The organism is Streptomyces ortus (assembly GCF_026341275.1).
GTDB lineage: Bacteria > Actinomycetota > Actinomycetes > Streptomycetales > Streptomycetaceae > Streptomyces > Streptomyces ortus.
In genome coordinates this window covers 7057068-7072120 of record NZ_JAIFZO010000002.1, presented here as the reverse complement: position 1 = coordinate 7072120, position 15053 = coordinate 7057068, and the positions used below count along the sequence as shown (strand labels likewise).

The window sequence follows — 15053 nt, the reverse complement described above, 5'->3', positions numbered from 1 at the left end:
GCCGTGCTCACTTCAGCCTGCTCGAAGCGAGGATGGACACCAGGTGCAGCACGGTCTGCAGCATCGCGATGCCGGCCAGGACCGCGACGCCGAGCCGCGAGAAGAACAGGTCGTCCCGGACCGTGTCCAGGACCGCGAGGACCAGGATCAGCAGGGAGGCCTCTATGCCGAGGACGAGCCGGTGGAACTTGAGCGCGCCCGCGGCCCGGCGGGCCAGCGCCATGCCGGAGGAGCGCGGCTCGGACGCCGACTCCTGGACCGGCGCCTTGCCCGTCTGGTGGCGGGCGACCCCGACGAGGTCGGTCTCGGACTTGATCAGGACGGCGCCCAGGGCGGCGAGCGTGCCGAGGAAGGCCCACAGCCAGTCGATCCGCCCGGTGCCCCACAGATCGGCGGCGCGCAGGCCGAAGCCGACCAGGACCGCCGCGTCGCACAGGTAGGCGGCGACGCGGTCGACGTACACCCCGGTCATCGAGTACTGCTTGCGCCAGCGGGCGATCTCGCCGTCGACGCAGTCGAACAGCAGATACAGCTGGACCATCAGTACGCCGAGCAGGGCGCCCGGGATGCCCGGCACCAGCAGGGCCGGGGCGGCGAGCACGCCGAAGACGGTCATCACGTAGGTCAGCTGGTTGGGCGTGACCTTGGTGTTCACCAGGTGCCGGTCGATGCGCAGCGAGATCTCGCGCATGTAGAGCCGGCCTCCCCAGTGCTCGCCGCTGCGCCGGTCCTTGACACCCGGGGGGTGCACGACCGGGCGCAGCTCAGCTACCGATGGCTTTTGCATAGTCGGCGTATGCGTCCCTGATCTGGTCGGTGGAGAGGTCGAGGTGTTCGAGGATCGTGTAGCGGCCCGGCCTGGTCGACGGCGCGAACTCCACGACCTGGACGAACTCGTCCGGGGTGAAGCCGATCTCCTCCGGGAGCACGGGCAGCCCGTGGCGCCGCAGGACCTCGGCCATGTACGCCGACTCCTCGCGGGCTCCGCGCAGGTGCATCGCGAAGGCCGCGCCCAGACCGCACTGCTCGCCGTGGCTGGCGGCGCGCTTGGGGAAGAGCAGGTCGAAGCCGTGGTTGATCTCGTGGCAGGCGCCGGAGGCCGGACGGGAGTCGCCCGCGACCGACATGGAGATGCCGGTGAGGACCAGGCCCTCGGCCAGCACCTGGAGGAAGGCGTCGTCGCCGACGCCGCCCGGGTGCCGCAGCACGGCCTCGCCGGCCTGGCGGGCCATCGCGGCGGCGAGGCCGTCGATCTGCTCGCCCTTCTCGCGGTTGGCCAGCTCCCAGTCCGCGACCGCGGAGATGTTGGACAGGGCGTCGCCGATGCCGGAGCGCACGAAGCGGACGGGGGCCTCACGGATCACGTCGAGGTCGATGACCACGGCGATCGGGTTCGGCACACCGTACGAGCCGCGGCCCGCGTCGTTGTCGAGGGTCGCGACCGGGGAGCACAGACCGTCGTGCGAGAGGTTCGTCGCGACGGCGACCAGCGGGAGGCCGATCCGGGCCGCGGCGAACTTCGCGCAGTCGATGATCTTGCCGCCGCCGAGGCCCACGACCGCGTCGTAGTGCCCCTTCTTCATGGCGTCGCCGAGCTTGATCGCCTCGTCCAGGGTGCCGCCGCCGACCTCGAACCAGTCGGCGCCCGGCATCGCCGGGGTCAGCCGCTCGCGCAGCTTGGCGCCCGAGCCGCCGCTGATGGCGACGGCCAGCTTGCCGGAGTGCGAGATGCGCTGGTCGGCGAGGACCGCCGACAGGTCGTCCAGGGCACCCGGACGGATGTCGACGACGACCGGCGAGGGGATGAGCCTCGTCAGTACTGGCACGCGATCTCACGTCCCTTGGCGAGGTCCTCGTGGTTGTCGATCTCGACCCACTTGACGTCGCCGATGGGGGCCACGTCGATACGGAAGCCGCGGTTCGCGAGCTCCTGGTAGCCGTGCTCGTAGAACTGCTGCGGGTCCGTCTCGAAGACCGTCTTGAGGGCGTCGGCCAGCTCGTCGGCGGCGTCGCCCTCGATGAGGGTCACACCGATGTACTCACCGGTCGCCTCGGCGGGGTCCATCAGCTTGGTGATCTTCGTCATGGAGCCCTCGGGGCCGACGACGACCTTCATCTCCTCGTCGGCGAGGGACTTCACCGTGTCGAGGGCGAGGATGATCTTCTTGCCGTCGCCGCGGGCGGCGAGCAGGGTCTTCTCGACGGAGACCGGGTGCACGGTGTCGCCGTTGGCGAGGATCACCGAGTGCTTGATCGCGTCACGGCCGCACCACAGGGAGTAGGCGTTGTTCCACTCCTCGGCCTTGTCGTTGTCGATCAGCGTGATCTTGACGCCGTACTTCTGCTCCAGCGCCTCGCGGCGCTCATAGACGGCTTCCTTGCGGTAACCGACGATGACCGCGACCTCGGTCAGGCCGATCTCGGCGAAGTTGCCGAGGGTGAGGTCGAGCACGGTGATGCTGTCCTCGTCGCCTTCGGGTCCCACCGGCACCAGAGCCTTGGGCAGGGTGTCGGTGTAGGGGCGCAGACGCCGTCCGGCGCCGGCAGCCAGCACGAGGCCGATCATGCGGGTTCTCCTTCATCGTGTACGGCGGGTGCGCCGCGCCTGTGGGCGGTCACCCAGTAGCGGATGCTCTCGAAGAGCACCACCAGTGCCACGGCCACGGCGAGTGCCGTGAGCGCGACCTTGAAATCTTCGGCGGCGAGCAGCGCGGCCAGGACGGTGACCAGCAGCGTCCTGCCTTCGTGCCCGCCGATCGCCCGCACCAGCCAGTGCGGCGGCGCGCCGGCGTTGCCGCGGATGCGGTACACCGTGTCGTAGTGATGGTAGGCGACGGCCGCCACCAGCCCGAAAGCTGCCGGAAGGGCGCCGTTCACGTCGGCTTTCGCCGCGAGGATCAGTACGGTGCCGTACTCGGCGGCGCGCAGCAGCGGTGGGAGCAGCCAGTCGAGGGCGCCCTTGAGGGGGCGGGCGACGACGTCCGCCGACACCAGGACGTACACGGCGGCGCACACGACGACCGACCAGCCCGGTCCGTCGATCCAGGCCGCGAGCAGCACCAGTGCGGCGCCGGCCACGGCGAGGAGGCGCGCCAGGACGGGAGGGGCGCTGGGCATGACGCGCGCGAGCACCTCCGCCAGGGGGCCGCTGTCCGCGAGGTCCGCCAGCGCCTGCGCCGCGCGGTCCGTGCGCCGCGCCTTGCGGGTCAGGGAGCGCAGCACCCGGCCCGCGGTGGTGTAGCACGCGGCGAAGGCGCAGCCGATCAGCAGCACGTAGAAGGTGATCCGGGGCGTGGTGAGCGCGGTGAGTACCGCGATCATCGCCCAGCGCTCGCCGATGGGCAGGACGATCATCCGGCGCAGCCAGACCGTCCAGCCGACGCTGTCGAGCTTGCCCGAAAGAGCCGCGGTGGGGCTGCTGTCGGCGCCCACGGCCGTGCTGTCGGCGTTCGCCTCGTTGAAGGAGAAGTCGACGACGTGCCGGCAGGTCTGCAGGACCATCGCGGCGAGGGCCAGGGCCCAGACGTCGTCACCGCCGCGGGCCGCGCCGAGGGCGAGGCCCGCGTAGTAGGCGTACTCCTTGGCGCGGTCGAAGGTCGCGTCGAGCCAGGCGCCGAGCGTGGAGTACTGCAGGGAGTACCGGGCGAGCTGGCCGTCCGTGCAGTCGAGCACGAAGGAGAAGAGGAGGAGCAGGCCGGCGGCGACGAAGCCGGGCCGGGTGCCCGTCGCCGCGCAGCCGGCCGCGATCAGCGCGGTGATCAGCGAGGCGGTGGTGACCTGGTTCGGGGTCATTCCGCGGCGGGCGCACCAGCGGGCGAGATAACGGGAGTACGGGCTGACGCAGTAGGTGGTGAAGAAGCCGTCGCGGGACTTCACGGCCGTACGCAGCCGGATCGCCTCGTCGTCCACGGCGGCGACGGACTGCCGGGCCTCGTTGCGGGCCTGCGGGTCCCGGGGGACCTCGGCGACGAGTTCGCCCAGTTCGGGGCGGTGCAGATCGGTGTCGAGGGCCTCCGCGACCCGGTCGGCGACGATGCCGACCACCACGGAGCCGTTCGACGCCTCCGAGGAGGCGGTGCGCAGCGCGCGGGCCAGCGCCGGACGCGCCCCGGACTTGGCGGTGACGGCGCCGGGGATCGCGGCGGCCTCGAAGCGCGGGTCGGTCAGACCGAGCCGCAGCGCGTGGACGTGGCCCACGAAGCGGGAGTCGACGACGGCCACCCGCTGGTCCGCGGGGACGGCGGCGAGGAGCGTCTCGGCGTCGGCCGCGTCGAGGGCGGCCCGCACGTCGAAGCCGAGGGACCGCAGATCGTTTTCGAGCGACGACCCGGGGACCGGCTGACCGGTGAGGATGGCGGTCGACAGACGAACTCACTCCTCTGGGTTCCGGCGTGCACGACGCCGGGCAGGTGCGTGGTGGGGGTGCGCCCTGGGACGGCCGGGCGGCATGTCGGCAGAGGCTATCGGATGACGGGAAGCGGCCGTTCACCGCCCGTTCACGGTCCGATCAACACGTTCTGATCGGTACGTCCTCGGCGATCATCATCGTGGATTTTGGCCCCGGCCCACAAACCACGGCCTATTCCGGCCCAATTCAGGGCACGGCTCCCGGACCCCGTGTCCGGAGCACGGATGCGTGGCGACCGTGCGGACCGGCATAGGGTGGGCGTCCATGACATGGCTGATCACAGGCGGGGCTGGATACATCGGGGCGCACGTGGCGCGCGCCATGGCCGAGGCCGGGGAGCGCGTGCTCGCGCTCGACGACCTCTCGGCCGGGGTTCCCGCGCGGCTGCCCGAGGGGATCGTGCTCGTACAGGGGTCGTCCCTGGACGGGGAGTTGCTCAAGCGGGTCCTCGCCGAGCACGCGGTGACGGGTGTGGTGCACCTGGCCGCGCGCAAGCAGGTCGGTGAGTCCGTGGCCCAGCCCACGCGCTACTACCAGGAGAACGTCGGCGGGCTCGCCACCCTCCTGGACGCGGTCGCCGGGGCGGGTGTGCGGCGGTTCGTCTTCTCCTCCTCGGCGGCCGTGTACGGCAACCCGGATGTGGACCTCATCACGGAGGACACGCCGTGTGCCCCCATGAGCCCCTACGGCGAGACGAAGCTCGCGGGTGAGTGGCTGGTGCGGGCGGCCGGCCGCGCCCACGGCATCGACACCGTGTGCCTGCGCTACTTCAACGTGGCGGGCGCCGCCGCCCCCGAGCTGGCGGACACCGGTGTCTTCAACGTGGTCCCGATGGTCTTCGACCGGCTGACCCGCGACGAGGCTCCCCGGATCTTCGGCGACGACTATCCGACGCCGGACGGCACCTGCGTACGCGACTACATCCATGTCGCCGATCTCGCCGACGCACATCTCGCGGCGGCCCGGCGGCTGGCCTCCCCGGACGCCTCGGACCGGGCGGGCGGTGCGGGTGATCTGACGGTGAACATCGGTCGCGGCGAGGGGGTCTCGGTGCGTGAACTGATGACGCTCATCGGCGAGGTCACCGGCGACACCCGTCCCGTGCTCGTGGAGCCGCGCCGCCCGGGTGACGCGCCGCGCGCGGTCGCCTCGGCCGAGCTGGCCGCCGCGGAACTGGGCTGGAGCGCGCGGCGCGGGGTGCGCGAGATGGTCGAGTCGGCCTGGCGGGGCTGGCAGCTGCACCACGCGTGACGATCCGGCGTACGTCCGGTGGTGGAGGCGCCGCGCACGGGTGCGGGTCGACCGGCGGGTGCGGAGCGCGGGTGTGGCGCTACGGCGTTCGAACCGGCCGCCACCTGCGGGTGAAAGGACGGATACTCCCGGTCTGGACGGTTCTGCACCGGTAGTGGCGGGAACGATGAGGTGTCCGGCCCCTTTCGGCGTCCGGCCGGTCCCGGGTGCGATGTCCGGTTCGGCCGCGCGGCGGAACCGGACGAGCGGGACCCCGCGTGGTGCCGGGAGTGCCGGTTCGGTACGGCAGACTTGGGGCTTGAAGACCGATGCGAAGGACGGGTATGCCGATCACTCCTGCCACCGCGACGCACAGTTCGTCGAACGGCAACGCTGAAGCCATCTTGCTCGAACTGGTCGACGAGGACGGCACCACGATCGGCACGGCGGAGAAGCTCACGGCCCATCAGCCACCCGGGCAGCTGCACCGGGCGTTCTCCGTCTTCCTCTTCGACGAGCGGGGGCGGCTGCTGCTGCAGCAGCGGGCGCTGGGCAAGTACCACTCCCCCGGTGTCTGGTCCAACACGTGCTGCGGTCACCCGTACCCCGGCGAGGCGCCCTTCGCGGCTGCCGCACGGCGGACCTTCGAGGAGCTGGGGGTCTCCCCGTCGCTCCTCGCCGAGGCGGGCACGGTCCGCTACAACCACCCGGACCCGGAGTCGGGGCTGGTGGAGCAGGAGTTCAACCATCTGTTCGTCGGGATGGTGCAGTCGGCTCTGCGGCCCGACCCCGAGGAGGTCGGGTCGACGGTCTTCGTGAGTGCGGGCGAGCTGGCCGGGCGTCATGCGAAGGACCCGTTCTCGGCGTGGTTCATGACCGTGCTGGACGCGGCCCGGCCGGCGATCAGGGAACTGACGGGCGACTCCGCGGGCTGGTGAACCTCAGACCGCCCGGGCGACGGTGAGGGGCAGTGCCGACCAGATCACCTTGCCCCCCGTCGCCGTGTGCTCGACGTCGCACACCCCGCCCGCCTCGCGGGTGATCTCGCGCACGAGGAGGAGGCCGCGGCCACCGGTCTGGCCGTGGTCGGCCTCCAGGGCGGTGGGCCGGTAGGGGTGGTTGTCCTCGACGGAGACCCGCACCCACTCGGCTCCGACGGCGATCTCGACGCCGAGCATCGGGGAGAGCACGGCCGCGTGCCGCACGGCGTTGGTCACCAGCTCGGAGACGATCAGGAGCAGTCCTTCGACGATGTCGTCCGAGACCGGTACGCCCTGGCGGGCGAGCAGGTCGCGGACCGCGTGCCGTGCCTGCGGTACGGACGAGTCGACGGCGGGAGCGGTGAACCGCCAGACTCCCTCGTACGGCAGTGGGCCCGGCGGTCTCTCCTCGGGGGGCGCCTCCCCGCCGCCTTCAGGACGTGGGCCGGGCCCCCGCCCCTGGTCGTCCATCGTCCGGTCGCCGCCCTTGCGCTCGATTGTCACCACACGTCGAGTGTTGATAACGCGCTGGTCCGTACCGGATAACTGAACAGAAGTCAGCGAGTATCGGCGTTTTCTGATCGCCGATGCGCTTCCTCGTCACGCGCGTGACAGATCCTGTCCGCCGGGTGCCGGATCCGGAACTCTTCGGGTTGTACGGGTTTGGCTCGGCCCGAGACCGACGACGTAGCATCCGGGCCATGGAGCCGCAGCTGTCACACAGCGTCGCCGACGGGGTCGCCACCGTCGTCATCCGCCACCCCGCCAAGCGCAACGCCATGACGGCGGACATGTGGCGGGCGCTGCCGCCCCTGCTCGACGAGCTGGCCGACGACCCGGCCGTACGCGTGCTCGTGCTCACCGGCGAGGGCGGGACGTTCTGCGCCGGGGCCGACATCTCCTCGCTGCGGGGCGCGGCCGGGGAGGCGCAGGGCCTCGCCGTGCGCGCGGAGGACGCGCTGGCCGCCTTCCCCAAGCCGACGATCGCCGCCGTACGCGGCTACTGCGTGGGCGGCGGGTGCCAGCTCGCCGCGGCGTGCGATCTGCGGTTCACGGACGAGCGGGCCTCGTTCGGGATCACTCCGGCGAAGCTGGGAATCGTCTACCCGGCCTCCTCCACGCGGCGCTTGGTGTCCCTGGTGGGGCCCGCGACCGCCAAGTACCTGCTCTTCTCCGGCGAGTTGATCGACGCGGGACGGGCGCTGCGCACCGGCCTGGTGGACGAGACGCTGCCCGCCGGTGAACTGGACGGGCGGGTCGCGGAGTTCGCCCGGATCCTGGTGTCCCGCTCCCAGCTGACGCAGGCGGCGGCGAAGGAGTTCGCCGACGGCCGCACCGACCGGGACGGCTACTGGGCGCGGCAGGCCCGCGAGGGGGACGACACCGCGGAGGGGGTCGCCGCCTTCCTGGAGCGCAGGTCTCCTGAGTTCACCTGGACCACGTCCGCTCCTGGCGGGGTCGGCCGCGGGGCCACCCCCTAGCTGACGAGGAAGCGGCTGCGGGCGCGGAGCTGTTCGACGAGGTGGGCGGGTGCCTTCTGCGGGGAGCCCGCGTCGTAGGGCGGCCGGGGGTCGTACTCCACCGCGAGCTGCACCGCTTGCGCGTGCTCGTCGCCCGCGATCCTGCCGAGCAGCGTGAGGCCCATGTCGATGCCGGACGAGACGCCGGCGGCCGTCACGTACTTGCCGTCGGTCACGACCCGCTCCCCCGTCGGCTCGGCGCCGAACCTCTCCAGATGGTCGAGGGCCAGCCAGTGCGAGGTCGCGCGACGGCCCCGGAGCAGTCCGGCCGCGGCCAGCAGGAGTGAGCCCGTGCACACGGACGTCGTCCAGGTGCTGGTGGCGTCGGCCGTGCGCAGCCAGTCGAGGAGCGCCTCGTTCTCCATCTGCGGGGTCTGTCCGGGGCCCCCGGCGACCACCACGATGTCCGGGTGCGGGACCTCGGCGAGGGCTTTGTCGGCCGTGATGGCGAGGTTGCCCGTGTCGGTGCGGACGGGGCCGCGCCGCTCGGCGACGAAGACCGTCTCCGCGTCGGGGAGGCGGCCGAGGGTCTCGTAGGGGCCGACGGCGTCCAGGGCCGTGAAGCGGTCGAAGATGACGATGGCGATCTGCATGGGTGCCCTTCGTGGGTGCGGGTGTTTCGGGGCTGAGGCGCCCCTCACCGGACGGTGCTCATGGGGTGGAAGCGGCGGCGGTACTCCGCCGGGGCCGTGCCCAGGGTCTTGACGAAGGCTCGGCGCATGGCCTCCGGGGTGCCGTAGCCGCTGGTCCGGGCAATCTCCTCGACGCCGTCGGTGGTGTCCTCCAGGAGACGGCGGGCGTGTTCGAGGCGGACCGAGTCGACGTACCGGCCGGGAGTCGTGCCCGTCTCGGCCTGGAAGGCGCGGGCGAAGTGGCGGGGCGACAGCCGGGCGCGGGCCGCGAGCCTCTCCACGGACAGGTCGTCGCCGGGGTGCTCGGTGATCCACTGCTGGACATCCCGCAGGGGCGCCCGCCGGGCCGTCTGGGCGGACAGCTGGGCGCTGAACTGGGCCTGGTTCCCCGGACGCCTCAGGAAGACCACGAGGTGGCGGGCCACCGCGAGCGCCGCGTCCCGGCCGACGTCCTCCTCGACGAGCGCGAGGGCCAGGTCGATCCCGGCGGTCACCCCGGCCGAGGTGGCGACCCTGCCGTCGCGTACGTAGATCGGGTCGGGGTCCACCTCGACGGCCGGGTGGTCGCGGGCCAGGCGCTCGCAGTAGGCCCAGTGGGTCGTCACCCGGTGGCCGTCCAGCAGGCCCGCCTCGGCCAGCAGGATCGCCCCCGTGCAGACGGAGACCAGCCGGTCGGCGCGCGGGCCGTGCTCGCGCAGCCAGCCGAGCACCCGCGGATCGGGGCCGCGCGAGCCGCGTCCGCCCGGGACGAGCAGGGTGTGCGGCGCCGGGGCGTCGGCGAGCGCGTGGTCGGGGACCAGGGTCAGCCCGCTGGAGGTGCGGACCGGCCGGCCGTCGAGGGAGGCGGTGTGGATGCGGTACGTCTCCCCCGGTGCCCCGGCCTGGAGGTCCGCGCCCGCGAAGACCTCCACGGGGCCCGTGACGTCGAGGCTCTGGACACCGTCGAAGAGGACGAGGAGGACGGTTCGGTGCGCCATGTGCCTGATTCTTCGCGGGCGGGCGGATGGCCGCAATGACGAATACCCCACTCTTTCTGCCATGCGGGTGTGTGCGGGGCCGGATGGGCGCCCCGACCGTTCCCCGCGTACCAACCAGTCGGTAACGTGCGGGGCATGACGACAGCCCTGCCGGAGCGTGCCGGTCGCCGATGCCACAACGTCCTCAACCCGCTGCACTCGTGCCAGTACTTCTCCCCAGAACTCGGCACGGAGCTGGCCGCGGTCGGGGTGACGGACCCCAGGGCCGCCTACTTCGCGGTGCGTGCCGCGCCCCTGGGGGCGGTGGGGGCGGGCACGGTCACGGCGACGTTCTACAACTTCCGCCATGAACTGGTGGCGCGGCATGTGCCCGAGGTGTGGCGGACCGCCTCTCCGGAGGTGGTGCTCGCGGCCCGTCTGCGGGTGGCCGACGGCACGCTGCGACGGCTGCTCGGGGACGAGGTGATCGCCTCGAAGGAAGTCGCCGAGGCCGCGGCGCTCGCCCTGCGTGCCGCGGAGGCGTGCACCCGGACCGCACGCCCCCTGTACGCCGCCCACGCCGACCTGCCGGTGCCCGACGAACCGCACCTCGCGCTCTGGCACGCGGCCACGCTGCTGCGCGAGCACCGGGGCGACGGACACCTCGCGGTGCTGCTCGGCGCGGAACTCGACCCCGTGGAGGCGCTGGTGAGCCACACCGCCACCGGCAAGGGCATGGCACCGAAATGGGTCCTGTCCTCCCGCGGCTGGCACCGCGAGGACTGGACCGCGGCCCAGGGGCGGCTCCGGGAGCGGGGACTGCTCACCGCCGAGGGCGAGTTGACCGAAGCCGGTGTCGCCCTGCGCAAGGAGATCGAGGCGAGCACGGACCGCCTCGACAGGGCTCCGTACGAACATCTGGGCGCCACCGGTGTCGAGCGCCTCACGGAGCTGGGTTCGGGGCTGACGTCGAAGGCGCTGGCCGCCGGCGCCTTTCCCGCGAGCGCGTTCGGCAAGGGCTGACCCCCTCCGGCCGGACACCCCCCCCACTCGCCGGGCTCCTCCGGTGCGCCCTTGATCCCCCGTTGTCGGTGCCACCTGCCACAATTGCCGCGCAACCCCAGTCAAGAAGGCGGTACGGGAATCGTGACCACAGAGCTGCCATCCCTCGTAGGGTCCATCGAAGGCAGGATCGCCGCGGAACTCGGCGTGCGGGAGCGGCAGGTCAAGGCGGCCGTCGACTTGCTCGACGGCGGCTCGACGGTGCCCTTCATCGCCCGGTACCGCAAAGAAGCGACCGAGATGCTCGACGACGAGCAGCTGCGCACGCTCGAAGAGCGGCTGCGCTACCTCCGGGAGCTGGAGGAGCGGCGTTCGGCGATCCTCGACTCGGTGCGCGAGCAGGGCAAGCTCACCGACGAGCTGGCGGCGCGGATCCAGGGCGCGGAGACCAAGGCGCGGCTGGAGGACATCTACCTGCCGTTCAAGCCGAAGCGGCGCACGAAGGCGCAGATCGCCCGGGAGGCGGGCCTCGAGCCGCTCGCCGAGGGCCTTCTCAAGGACCCGTCCGTCGATCCGGTCGCCGCGGCCACGGCCTTCGTCGACGCCGACAAGGGTGTCGCGGACCCGCAGACCGCCCTGGACGGCGCCCGCTCGATCCTCACCGAGCGTTTCTCGGAGGACGCCGACCTGATCGGCGAGCTGCGCGAGCGCATGTGGGTGCGCGGCCGGCTGGTCGCCAAGGTCAAGGAGGGCAAGGAGGAGGCGGGCGCCAAGTTCGCCGACTACTTCGACTTCGGCGAGCCCTTCAAGGCGCTGCCCTCGCACCGCGTTCTGGCCATGCTCCGCGGCGAGAAGGAGGACGTCCTGGACCTCGTCCTGGAGCCCGAGGAGCCGTCCGAGCAGCCCGGCCCGTCCTCGTACGAGGGGATCGTCGCGCAGCGCTTCGGGATCGCCGACCGGGGCCGGCCGGGCGACAAGTGGCTGACGGACACGGTCCGCTGGGCCTGGCGCACCCGGCTCCTCGTCCACCTCGGCATCGACCTGCGGCTGCGGCTGCGCACGGCCGCCGAGGACGAGGCGGTCAATGTCTTCGCGACGAACCTGCGCGACCTGCTGCTGGCCGCCCCGGCGGGCACACGCTCGACGCTAGGGCTCGACCCGGGGTTCCGTACGGGGGTGAAGGTGGCCGTGGTCGACGCGACCGGCAAGGCCGTCGCCACCGACGTCATCCACCCGCACGTCCCGGCGAACCGGTGGGACGAGGCCATCGCCAAGCTCGCCCGCCTCGCCAAGGAGCACGCGGTCGAGCTGATCGCCATCGGCAACGGCACGGCGTCCCGCGAGACGGACAAGCTCGCCGGTGAACTCATCGCGAAGCACCCGGAGCTGAACCTCACCAAGGTGATGGTGTCCGAGGCGGGCGCGTCCGTGTACTCGGCGTCGGCGTTCGCCTCGCAGGAGCTGCCCGGCATGGACGTGTCGCTGCGCGGCGCCGTCTCCATCGCGCGCCGTCTGCAGGACCCGCTCGCCGAGCTGGTGAAGATCGACCCGAAGTCGATCGGTGTCGGCCAGTACCAGCACGACCTGTCCGAGGTGAAGCTCTCGCGCTCCCTCGACGCAGTCGTCGAGGACTGTGTGAACGGCGTCGGTGTGGACGTCAACACGGCGTCCACACCGCTGCTCACCCGGGTCTCCGGCATCACCTCCGGACTCGCCGAGAACATCGTGGCGCACCGCGACGCGAACGGCCCGTTCACCTCACGCACCGCGCTGAAGAAGGTGGCCAGGCTCGGCCCCAAGGCGTACGAGCAGTGTGCGGGCTTCCTGCGGATCCGCGGCGGCGAGGACCCGCTGGACGCGTCGAGCGTGCACCCCGAGGCGTACCCCGTGGTCCGCCGGATGGTGAAGACGGCGGGGAGCGGGGTCGGCTCGCTGATCGGCAACACAGGGGCGCTGCGCTCGCTGAAGCCGGCGGACTTCGTGGACGAGAAGTTCGGTCTGCCGACGGTGACGGACATCCTGCGGGAGCTGGAGAAGCCGGGGCGCGACCCGCGGCCCGCCTTCAAGACGGCGACCTTCAAGGACGGCGTCGAGAAGATCGCCGACCTGGAGCCGGGGATGGTCCTGGAGGGGGTCGTCACGAACGTGGCGGCGTTCGGGGCGTTCGTGGACGTGGGCGTGCACCAGGACGGCCTCGTCCATGTCTCCGCGATGTCGAAGACGTTCGTCAAGGACCCGCGGGACGTGGTGAAGTCCGGGGACATCGTGAAGGTGAAGGTGCGCGAGGTCGATGTTCCGCGTAAGCGGATCTCTTTGACCCTGCGGTTGGACGACGATGCCTCGGCGGCGGCGCAGGAGGGGGGCTCCGGGCGCCCTCAGCGCGGGGGCGGGCGGCCACCTCAGCAGCGGGGGCGTTCCGGCGGTGGGGGTGGCGGGGGTTCACGTCAGGCTTCCGCGCCCGCGCCCGGGAACAGCGCGATGGCGGATGCCTTGCGGCGGGCGGGGCTCGCTGACCCGAAGGGTCGTAAGGGGCGGGGCTGATTTTTGGGCTTCCGGGCCCGCGCCGTTGTCGGGTGCGGGTCCGGTGGGGCTGGTCGCGCCGTTCCCCGCGCCCCTGGAGGGCTGCGCCCTCAGGGGGTTAGCGCTCCGTCACCTTGCCTGCTGCCACCTCCAGGCGGCGGGTCGTGTGGACCGCGTTCAGCATGCGGCGGTCGTGGGTCACCAGGAGCAGGGTGCCCTCGTAGGCGTCGAGGGCCGACTCCAGTTGCTCGATCGCCGGGAGGTCGAGGTGGTTGGTCGGCTCGTCGAGGACCAGGAGGTTCACTCCCCGGCCCTGGAGCAGGGCCAGGGCCGAGCGGGTGCGTTCGCCCGGCGAGAGACTGGCGGCCGGACGCAGGACGTGGTCCGCCTTGAGGCCGAACTTGGCGAGCAGCGTGCGGACCTCGGCCGGTTCGGTGTCGGGAACGGCCGCGCAGAACGCGTCGAGCAGCGCCTCCGTGCCGTGGAAGAGCTTGCGGGCCTGGTCGACCTCGCCGACGACCACGCCCGAGCCGAGCGTGGCGTGGCCCGAGTCCAGCGGGATCCGGCCGAGCAGCGCGCCGAGCAGCGTGGACTTGCCCGCGCCGTTCGCACCGGTGACGGCCACCCGGTCCGCCCAGTCGATCTGGAGTGTGGCCGGGCCGAAGGTGAAGTCACCCCGGCGGACCTCCGCGTCGCGCAGGGTGGCGACCACGGATCCCGACCGCGGGGCCGCCGCGATCTCCATCCGCAGCTCCCACTCCTTGCGCGGCTCCTCCACCACGTCGAGCCGTTCGATCATGCGCTGGGTCTGCCGGGCCTTCGCGGCCTGCTTCTCGCTGGCCTCGCTGCGGAACTTGCGGCCGATCTTGTCGTTGTCGTTGTTCGCCTTGCGCCGGGCGTTCTTGACGCCCTTGTCCATCCAGGAGCGCTGCATCTGGGCGCGGCCCTCCAGGGCGGACCGCTTGTCGGCGTACTCCTCGTAGCCCTCGCGGGCGTGCCGGCGGGCCACGTCCCGCTCTTCCAGATAGGCCTCGTAGCCGCCGCCGTACAGGGTGATCTGCTGCTGGGCCAGGTCGAGTTCGAGAACCTTGGTGACCGTGCGGGTGAGGAACTCGCGGTCGTGGCTGACGACGACCGTGCCCGCGCGCAGCCCGGAGACGAAGCGTTCCAGGCGCTCCAGACCGTCCAGGTCGAGGTCGTTGGTCGGCTCGTCGAGCAGGAACACGTCGTAGCGGGACAGGAGGAGCGAGGCGAGTCCGGCGCGGGCCGCCTGGCCGCCGGAGAGCGAGGTCATCGGCTGGTCCAGGCCGACGGCGAGGCCGAGCGAGTCGGCGACCTCCTCGGACCGCTCGTCGAGGTCGGCGCCGCCCAGCGCGAGCCACCGCTCCAGGCTGTCCGCGTACGCGTCGTCCGCGCCCGGCGCCCCGTCGACGAGTGCCTGCGTGGCCTCGTCCATGACCCGCTGGGCCTCGGCCACGCCGGTGCGGCGCGCCAGGAACTCCCGTACGGACTCGCCGGGCCGGCGTTCCGGTTCCTGCGGCAGATGGCCGACGGCCGCGGTGGGCGGGGAGAGCCGCAGTTCGCCGTCCTCGGGCTTGTCGAGGCCGGCGAGCAGCCGGAGCAGGGTGGACTTGCCCGCGCCGTTGGCACCGACGAGACCGATCACGTCGCCGGGCGCGACGACGAGGTCGAGTTCGGCGAAGAGGGTGCGGTCGCCGTGGCCGGCGGCGAGGTTCTTGGCGACGAGAGTGGCAGTCATCAGGAGGCCGATCCTAATCGCCGGGCCCGCGCGCCCGCGCCAGGGT

13 protein-coding genes are annotated in these 15053 nt (G+C 72.1%); 5 read left to right on the top strand and 8 right to left on the bottom strand.

Annotation, left to right across the window (positions count from 1 at the left end):
• Positions 1–7: 7 nt before the first annotated feature.
• From K3769_RS34105 to K3769_RS34090, 4 genes are read right to left on the bottom strand one after another with little or no spacing between them, the layout of a single operon-like run.
• Complete coding sequence (locus tag K3769_RS34105; RefSeq protein WP_107019959.1) at positions 8–787, bottom strand: CDP-alcohol phosphatidyltransferase family protein; 780 nt, start codon at positions 785–787, stop codon at positions 8–10.
• The gene (locus K3769_RS34100; protein ID WP_267030096.1) at positions 765–1826 is read right to left on the bottom strand and encodes an iron-containing alcohol dehydrogenase family protein; all 1062 of its coding nucleotides are present in this window, start codon (positions 1824–1826) and stop codon (positions 765–767) included. Before K3769_RS34100 ends, K3769_RS34105 begins: the two co-directional genes overlap by 23 nt.
• Complete coding sequence (locus tag K3769_RS34095) at positions 1814–2566, bottom strand: phosphocholine cytidylyltransferase family protein (RefSeq protein WP_267030095.1); 753 nt, start codon at positions 2564–2566, stop codon at positions 1814–1816. Before K3769_RS34095 ends, K3769_RS34100 begins: the two co-directional genes overlap by 13 nt.
• On the bottom strand, positions 2563–4365 hold the full coding sequence (locus K3769_RS34090) for a DUF5941 domain-containing protein (RefSeq protein ID WP_267031657.1): 1803 nt from the start codon (positions 4363–4365) through the stop codon (positions 2563–2565). The genes K3769_RS34095 and K3769_RS34090 overlap by 4 nt, the downstream gene beginning before the upstream one ends.
• 307 nt (positions 4366–4672) lie before the next feature.
• Between K3769_RS34090 and galE the strand changes: the two genes are divergently transcribed.
• Together galE and idi are read left to right on the top strand one after the other, a co-directional pair.
• Positions 4673–5659, top strand: coding sequence for a UDP-glucose 4-epimerase GalE (galE, locus tag K3769_RS34085; RefSeq protein WP_267030094.1), 987 nt, complete (start codon positions 4673–4675; stop codon positions 5657–5659).
• 323 nt (positions 5660–5982) lie between these two features.
• Positions 5983–6576: an isopentenyl-diphosphate Delta-isomerase gene (gene idi, locus K3769_RS34080; protein ID WP_267030093.1), complete on the top strand. Its 594-nt coding sequence runs from the start codon at positions 5983–5985 to the stop codon at positions 6574–6576.
• Positions 6577–6579: 3 nt separating this feature from the next.
• Here the strand turns inward: idi and K3769_RS34075 are convergent, their stop codons facing one another.
• Positions 6580–7089 (bottom strand): ATP-binding protein, encoded by a 510-nt coding sequence (locus tag K3769_RS34075; RefSeq protein WP_267031656.1) that lies wholly within the window; start codon positions 7087–7089, stop codon positions 6580–6582.
• Positions 7090–7319: 230 nt separating this feature from the next.
• On the opposite strand from K3769_RS34075, the gene K3769_RS34070 reads away from it, so the two are divergent.
• Positions 7320–8099: an enoyl-CoA hydratase/isomerase family protein gene (locus K3769_RS34070; RefSeq protein ID WP_267030092.1), complete on the top strand. Its 780-nt coding sequence runs from the start codon at positions 7320–7322 to the stop codon at positions 8097–8099.
• Here the strand turns inward: K3769_RS34070 and K3769_RS34065 are convergent.
• Both K3769_RS34065 and K3769_RS34060 read right to left on the bottom strand, forming a co-directional pair.
• Positions 8096–8731, bottom strand: a complete 636-nt coding sequence (locus K3769_RS34065) for a DJ-1/PfpI family protein (protein ID WP_267030091.1) — start codon at positions 8729–8731, stop codon at positions 8096–8098. The genes K3769_RS34070 and K3769_RS34065 overlap by 4 nt on opposite strands.
• A 44-nt stretch (positions 8732–8775) precedes the next feature.
• Positions 8776–9747, bottom strand: a complete 972-nt coding sequence (locus K3769_RS34060; RefSeq protein WP_267030090.1) for a GlxA family transcriptional regulator — start codon at positions 9745–9747, stop codon at positions 8776–8778.
• 135 nt (positions 9748–9882) lie between these two features.
• Here K3769_RS34060 and K3769_RS34055 point away from each other — a divergent pair, with 135 nt between their 5' ends.
• Together K3769_RS34055 and K3769_RS34050 are read left to right on the top strand one after the other, a co-directional pair.
• A complete protein-coding gene (locus K3769_RS34055; protein ID WP_267030089.1) occupies positions 9883–10749 on the top strand; it encodes an SCO6745 family protein in 867 nt (288 codons plus the stop codon).
• Positions 10750–10872: 123 nt separating this feature from the next.
• Complete coding sequence (locus K3769_RS34050) at positions 10873–13269, top strand: Tex family protein (protein ID WP_267030088.1); 2397 nt, start codon at positions 10873–10875, stop codon at positions 13267–13269.
• A gap of 97 nt (positions 13270–13366) precedes the next feature.
• On the opposite strand, the gene K3769_RS34045 is transcribed toward K3769_RS34050, so the two are convergent.
• Positions 13367–15007, bottom strand: coding sequence for an ABC-F family ATP-binding cassette domain-containing protein (locus K3769_RS34045; protein ID WP_267030087.1), 1641 nt, complete (start codon positions 15005–15007; stop codon positions 13367–13369).
• Positions 15008–15053 lie beyond the last annotated feature (46 nt).

What these genes read in the sequence shown, in the direction of transcription:
- K3769_RS34070 (WP_267030092.1), top strand. Translation starts at nt 7,320, where the DNA reads ATGGAGCCGCAGCTGTCACACAGCGTCGCCGACGGGGTCGCCACCGTC.
- K3769_RS34105 (WP_107019959.1), bottom strand. Translation starts at nt 787, where the DNA reads ATGCAAAAGCCATCGGTAGCTGAGCTGCGCCCGGTCGTGCACCCCCCG.
- galE (WP_267030094.1), top strand. Translation starts at nt 4,673, where the DNA reads ATGACATGGCTGATCACAGGCGGGGCTGGATACATCGGGGCGCACGTG.
- K3769_RS34095 (WP_267030095.1), bottom strand. Translation starts at nt 2,566, where the DNA reads ATGATCGGCCTCGTGCTGGCTGCCGGCGCCGGACGGCGTCTGCGCCCC.
- K3769_RS34075 (WP_267031656.1), bottom strand. Translation starts at nt 7,089, where the DNA reads ATGGACGACCAGGGGCGGGGGCCCGGCCCACGTCCTGAAGGCGGCGGG.
- idi (WP_267030093.1), top strand. Translation starts at nt 5,983, where the DNA reads ATGCCGATCACTCCTGCCACCGCGACGCACAGTTCGTCGAACGGCAAC.
- K3769_RS34045 (WP_267030087.1), bottom strand. Translation starts at nt 15,007, where the DNA reads ATGACTGCCACTCTCGTCGCCAAGAACCTCGCCGCCGGCCACGGCGAC.
- K3769_RS34060 (WP_267030090.1), bottom strand. Translation starts at nt 9,747, where the DNA reads ATGGCGCACCGAACCGTCCTCCTCGTCCTCTTCGACGGTGTCCAGAGC.
- K3769_RS34055 (WP_267030089.1), top strand. Translation starts at nt 9,883, where the DNA reads ATGACGACAGCCCTGCCGGAGCGTGCCGGTCGCCGATGCCACAACGTC.
- K3769_RS34065 (WP_267030091.1), bottom strand. Translation starts at nt 8,731, where the DNA reads ATGCAGATCGCCATCGTCATCTTCGACCGCTTCACGGCCCTGGACGCC.